At 42.4% G+C, this 5,732-nt stretch carries 5 protein-coding genes and 1 pseudogene; 2 read left to right on the top strand and 4 right to left on the bottom strand.

What is annotated here, in order from left to right; genetic code table 11:
* The 3 genes and pseudogenes from VNZ46_RS04175 to sufB form a co-directional block, all read right to left on the bottom strand.
* Nucleotides 1-428: pseudogene (locus VNZ46_RS04175) on the bottom strand (Fe-S cluster assembly protein SufD); the annotation flags it as partial.
* 26 nt (nucleotides 429-454) lie between these two features.
* Nucleotides 455-1,219, bottom strand: a complete 765-nt coding sequence (gene sufC, locus VNZ46_RS04170) for a Fe-S cluster assembly ATPase SufC (protein ID WP_325558855.1) — start codon at nucleotides 1,217-1,219, stop codon at nucleotides 455-457.
* Nucleotides 1,220-1,253: 34 nt separating this feature from the next.
* Entirely contained in the window at nucleotides 1,254-2,699 is a 1,446-nt protein-coding gene (gene sufB, locus VNZ46_RS04165; RefSeq protein WP_325558854.1) for a Fe-S cluster assembly protein SufB, read from the bottom strand.
* Between the two features lie 152 nt (nucleotides 2,700-2,851).
* Here sufB and VNZ46_RS04160 point away from each other — a divergent pair, with 152 nt between their 5' ends.
* Nucleotides 2,852-3,760 (top strand): helix-turn-helix domain-containing protein, encoded by a 909-nt coding sequence (locus VNZ46_RS04160; RefSeq protein WP_325558853.1) that lies wholly within the window; start codon nucleotides 2,852-2,854, stop codon nucleotides 3,758-3,760.
* Nucleotides 3,761-3,847: 87 nt separating this feature from the next.
* On the top strand, nucleotides 3,848-4,849 hold the full coding sequence (locus VNZ46_RS04155; RefSeq protein WP_325558852.1) for an aldo/keto reductase: 1,002 nt from the start codon (nucleotides 3,848-3,850) through the stop codon (nucleotides 4,847-4,849).
* 46 nt (nucleotides 4,850-4,895) lie between these two features.
* Here the strand turns inward: VNZ46_RS04155 and VNZ46_RS04150 are convergent.
* Nucleotides 4,896-5,732, bottom strand: an 837-nt coding sequence (locus VNZ46_RS04150) for an NAD-dependent epimerase/dehydratase family protein (RefSeq protein ID WP_325558851.1), incomplete at its 5' end; no start/stop codon positions are given.

The raw sequence follows: 5,732 nt of genomic DNA, 5'->3' as shown, positions 1-5,732 counted from the left end.
ATACCATCCTTTATATAGCTGCTGCTTTGTCCAAGGTGCAGGGCAACCAGCGTTTTGTATTTGCTTTTTATAGCCTCTTCTAATGGCAATACCACCAGCTGAGACTCCGGAGAACGGATTGCAGATAAAGAGGGGATATAACGGCCATTCAGGAAAACCAGTTCATTAGCGCCCTGGTGACCCTTTATGCGCATTTCTTCCAGCGATGAAAGAAGGAAAGGAGAAATTTCCTGATCCGCTGCAAATTCATAGTCTTTATCGAACAGGCTGCTGATATTGGTGTATTTCCATTCTTCTTGTCGTAATGTTGGCAGGCCGGACCGGCTAAAAGTATCGAAATTTTCTTTGCGGATTTCCGATAGCAGGTCATTTGGATCTGAGGCCTGGAGCGCACTAAACTGATCTTTGAAATAATTTACATTCGTCATCGTCTTGATCTTAAATGGTTTTTAGCTTAGACATTTGCAGACTGATCAATGCTTTCTGTAATGAAATCATATCCTTTTTCTTCCAGTTCCAGAGCAAGTTCTTTTGTTCCTGACTTAACGATACGGCCTTTGTACAATACGTGTACATAATCTGGCTGGATATAATCGAGTAAACGCTGGTAGTGGGTGATCAATAAAATGGAACGATCTGGTGTTCTCAGTTTATTAATGCCATTAGCTACAGTACGTAAAGCATCAATATCCAGACCGGAGTCGGTTTCGTCCAGGATGGCAAGTTTTGGTTCCAGCATGGCCATCTGGAAAATTTCATTTCTTTTTTTCTCTCCACCTGAGAATCCTTCATTAATGGATCGGCTGAGCAGAGACTGGCCAATTTCTACCATAGCCATCTTTTCTTTCATCATTTTAAGAAAAGAGACCGCATCCAAAGGCTCCAGACCTTGGTATTTGCGTTTTTCATTTACAGCGGCTTTGATAAAATTGGTGGTGCTTACGCCGGGAATTTCAACTGGATATTGAAAAGCCAGGAATAAACCTTCACGTGCCCGGTCTTCGATAGAAAGTTCCAGTAAGTCTTTTCCAGAAAAGAGCACTTCGCCTTCAGTAACTTCATATTCTTCTCTTCCAGCCAGTACAGAGGCCAGTGTGCTCTTGCCAGAACCGTTTGGCCCCATAATGGCATGAACTTCTCCTGGTTTGATTTCCAGATTGATGCCTTTTAAAATTTCTTTACCTTCTACGTTTGCGTGTATATTTTTAATGGATAACATGATCTTCTAATTCTATAAATGGATATATTTTTGACTAACCAACACTGCCTTCCATACTGATGGCCAGTAATTTCTGTGCTTCAATGGCAAATTCCATAGGAAGCTGGTTCATTACTTCTTTAGCGAAGCCGTTGACAATCAGTGCTACAGCAGCTTCTGCATCAATACCGCGCTGTCTGCAGTAGAACAACTGGTCTTCTCCGATTTTTGAAGTCGTGGCTTCATGCTCTACAATGGCAGTTTTGTTCTTCACTTCTATGTAGGGGAAAGTATGTGCACCGCACTGATCTCCTAACAGCAGTGAATCACACTGTGAATAATTACGGGCATTGGTGGCTTGTTTGCTGGTCCGGACCAGTCCGCGGTAACTGTTATTGCTTTGTCCGGCAGAAATGCCTTTGGCAACAATTCTGCTCCTGGTATTTTTTCCAAGATGGATCATCTTCGTACCGGTATCTGCTTGTTGATGGTGGTTGGTGAAGGCTACAGAGTAGAACTCACCTATAGAATGGTCCCCTTTCAGGATCACACTTGGGTATTTCCAGGTAATGGCAGAACCTGTTTCCACCTGTGTCCAGGAAATTTTTGAGTGGTTACCCGCACATATTCCTCTTTTGGTTACAAAGTTGTAAATCCCGCCCTGGCCGTTTTTGTCGCCGGGATACCAGTTTTGAACAGTAGAGTATTTAATTTCTGCTTTTTCCATAGCAACCAGTTCAACCACAGCCGCATGTAACTGGTTCTCGTCGCGCATAGGGGCGGTGCAACCTTCCAGATAGCTGACATAACTTTCGTCTTCTGCAATGATCAGCGTGCGTTCGAACTGGCCCGAGTTTTCTGCATTGATCCTGAAATAGGTAGACAATTCCATTGGGCAGCGGACGCCTTTTGGGATGTAACAGAATGACCCGTCTGTAAATACCGCCGAATTTAATGCTGAAAAATAATTATCGGTCATCGGCACCACAGAGCCAAGGTACTTTTTGACCAGTTCAGGGTGTTGCTGTATGGCCTCACTAATGGAGCAAAAGATAACGCCAATCTCTGACAGTTGCTCTTTAAAAGACGTCGCAATAGAAACACTGTCCATTACTACATCCACAGCCACGCCGCTCAGTCGTTTTTGTTCATCCAGGGAAATGCCCAGCTTTTCGAAAGTGCGCAGTAACTCCGGATCTACCTCATCCAGACTATTGAGCTGTTCTTTCTTCTTTGGAGCAGCATAATAGATAATGTCCTGATAGTTGATCGGTGGATACTTCACGTTTGGCCATGTAGGTTCCTCCATTTTTAGCCAATGTGCATAAGCTTTGAGACGCCATTTCAGCATCCATTCAGGTTCATTCTTTTTTTTGGAGATCAGTTCGATCACAGCCTCGCTAAGCCCTTTTGGAATAGTATCTGTATCAATATTTGTTACAAAGCCATATTTATAGTCATTGTGCGCGGCTTGTTCCAATAGATTTATGTCTTCTTTCATGATGTCTGTTTCTAGACTAATACAATAGCAGTAATAAGATATACAAAGATAAGTTTATCTCTTATTTGTACAAAATAGTATAAACAGAGGAATGTAAGATTTGATCTTCATTTGGCGTTATATTAATGGTTTGAATTTTATAATTTTGTTAGATGAATACAACGGAAACAGTACAAGATTTTTACGCCAGGCTTCCTCATATTAATCCTTCCGGCTTGTCCATAAACAATGCAGGACCAGGGCACTTCAATGTCTTTACCCGGAGTTCCTGTCAGCATACCACTTTTTACTCCAGAAGGGACTTCTATAAAGTTTCTCTGGTGATCGGAACGGGGCGGCTGCATTATGCAGATAAGTGGATAGAGATTGACCGGCCAGCCTTGCTCTTTTCCAATCCAATGATCCCTTATTCCTGGGAAGCGGGCTCTGATGAACAGGAGGGGTGGTTTTGTTTGTTTACGGAAGCCTTTGTTCATTCTCAGGAACGCAAGGAAACTCTACAGGACTCACCACTATTTAAGGTAGGGGGAACGCCTATCTTTTTTATAGATGAGCAACAACTGGAAGAAGTTTCTTTTTTGTTTAAAAAAATGATGCGGGAAATGAATTCAGACTATGTGCATAAATTTGACCTGCTCCGGAATTATATGCATGCAATTATCCATGAAGCCATGAAGATGCAACCCGCAGAAAATTTTGAGAAGCCTGTTAATGCCTCTTCAAGGATCACCAGTTTATTCCTGGAGCTTCTGGAACGGCAGTTTCCAATTGATACACCTGAAGCTGCCCTTCAACTGAAAACGGCCAATCATTTTGCAGAAAATCTTTCCGTCCATGTCAACCACCTCAACCGTTCTGTAAAAGAAATCACAGGTAAAACCACTACCGAACATATTTCAGCAAGGATAGTTAAAGAGGCGATTGCTTTGTTGCGTCATACAGACTGGAATATTTCACAGATTGCTTATAGTATAGGCTTTGAATACCCGGCCTATTTTAATAATTTTTTTAAAAAACAAACCGGGCTTACTCCTGGGGAAGCCAGAGTTATACCTGTTTGAATTCTGTAAGTATTCGTTTGAATTTGTTAAATAGATTGCCTGGATAAAGATTTAAATTTGATCTGTTAAAAAAGAAATACTAAAAAGATGAAATACAGAAATCTAGGTAAGACAAATGAAAAATTATCAGCTGTAGGTTTAGGTTGCATGGGCATGAGTTTCGCTTATGGTCCTACAGATGATGCAGAAAGTATCGCTACCCTACATAAGGCGCTGGATCTTGGCATCAACTTCTGGGATACTGCAGATATGTATGCAAACGGGAAAAATGAAGAGTTAATTTCCAAAGTACTGGTGCCTAACCGGGAAAAAGTATTTATTGCGACTAAGTTTGGTTTTCGCTTTAAAGATGATGTTGCGGGTCCAAGCAGTGCATCGGGAACTTATTTTGATGGTTCTCCTAAATGGTTAAAGCAGGCGGCGGAAAATAGCTTGAAAAGATTAAATATAGAGGTTATCGATCTGTATTATGCACACCGTATAGATCCAAATGTTCCTGTTGAAGAAATGGTAGGTGCTATGTCCGAACTGGTCAAAGAAGGTAAAGTCCGTTATCTGGGCCTGAGTGAAGCTTCTCCTGCCTCTATACGGAAAGCAAATGCTGTGCACCCGATTGCAGCTCTGCAAAGTGAGTATTCCTTGCTGACCAGGGACGTGGAAGGAGATATTCTTAATACAGTAAGAGAGCTGGGCATCAGCCTGATTCCTTATTCGCCATTAGCGAGAGGATTGGTCACAAATACATTAGATGTTGCCGAGCTGGCAGATACAGACTTTCGTAAAACATTGCCGCGTTACAGTGGCGACCACTTAAAGAACAATCAGCTGCTGGCGGCGGAATTTGCAAAACTGGCAGCGGCGAAACAGGCTACTCCGGCACAATTAGCCCTGGCCTGGGTGTTGGCTCAGGGAGAAGACATCATTCCTATTCCTGGAACAAAGAAGAGAAAATACCTGGAGGAAAATGCAGGGGCAGTAGATCTGGCTCTTTCAGCAGATGACCTTAAAGCCATTCAGTATGTGCTGGAATTATACCCGCATACTGGTGAAAGGTATAGTGAAGGCGCCATGAAACTGGTCAATCACTAATTGAATCCTGGCCGTATGCACCAGCGTATACGGCCAGGATCTTTAATTATTGTTTCTTGTACAGTGTTTCTGAAAGATATTGTATGCCATCTTTGTAACTTGTGGGGGTAAATCTAAAGGCCTGTTCGAATTTCGAAGAATCAAAATTATAGTCATGGTCATACTGATAATACATCTCCACTGTACCTGCCACTACTTTTTTAAATAAACCAACCAGTTGAAGCATGAATCTGTTAATACTGGTGTAAGCTGGTTTGACTTCGTAAATAGCAGCAGCAAGTTCAATCATTGCTTTTCCGGTAATGGCAGGGGCAGTAGGCATATGCCAGATTTGATTGTCGCTTTCCGGGTGCTGTCCTAATAAAAAAAGCGCCTTTCCCGCATCAGGGATATAGGTGAAATTGTGCAGCTTTTCGGGTTTCCCGATCCATTGGGCACTTTGTTTTTTTGCAAATTTGTCAAATACCATCATATCCAGAAAGCTGTTCATGGAATCTGTTCCATAAAAGTCAGCTGCCCGTGCAATAGAAGCCTGTATATTTCCTGCTTTTACTTCATCCATAAGCTGAGTGGCAATCTTTGCCCTCACCTCTCCTTTAACACTACATGGGTTATAAGGTGTATGCTCTGTCATAGGGCCATTCACCAGACCATACATATATATATTGTCAAAAAAGATCAACCTGGCCCCGGTCTGTTTGGCTGCATTGATTACGTTTTGGATGATCACTGGCCATTGCTGTTTCCAGACCTCTTTGTCATAGACCAGACCGGCGCAAAGGTAGATGACTGATGATCCTTTGGTGGCTTCCAAAATTTCATTATACTGGAGCAGATCGGCTTTTTTCCAGGTGGTGTTTTCGCTGCTGATCTTCACTGGTCT

This window comes from Pedobacter sp. (genome assembly GCF_035566355.1).
Lineage (GTDB): Bacteria > Bacteroidota > Bacteroidia > Sphingobacteriales > Sphingobacteriaceae > Pedobacter.
Note: the sequence above shows the minus strand (reverse complement) of the source record. Positions and strands in the feature narration are given on the sequence as shown.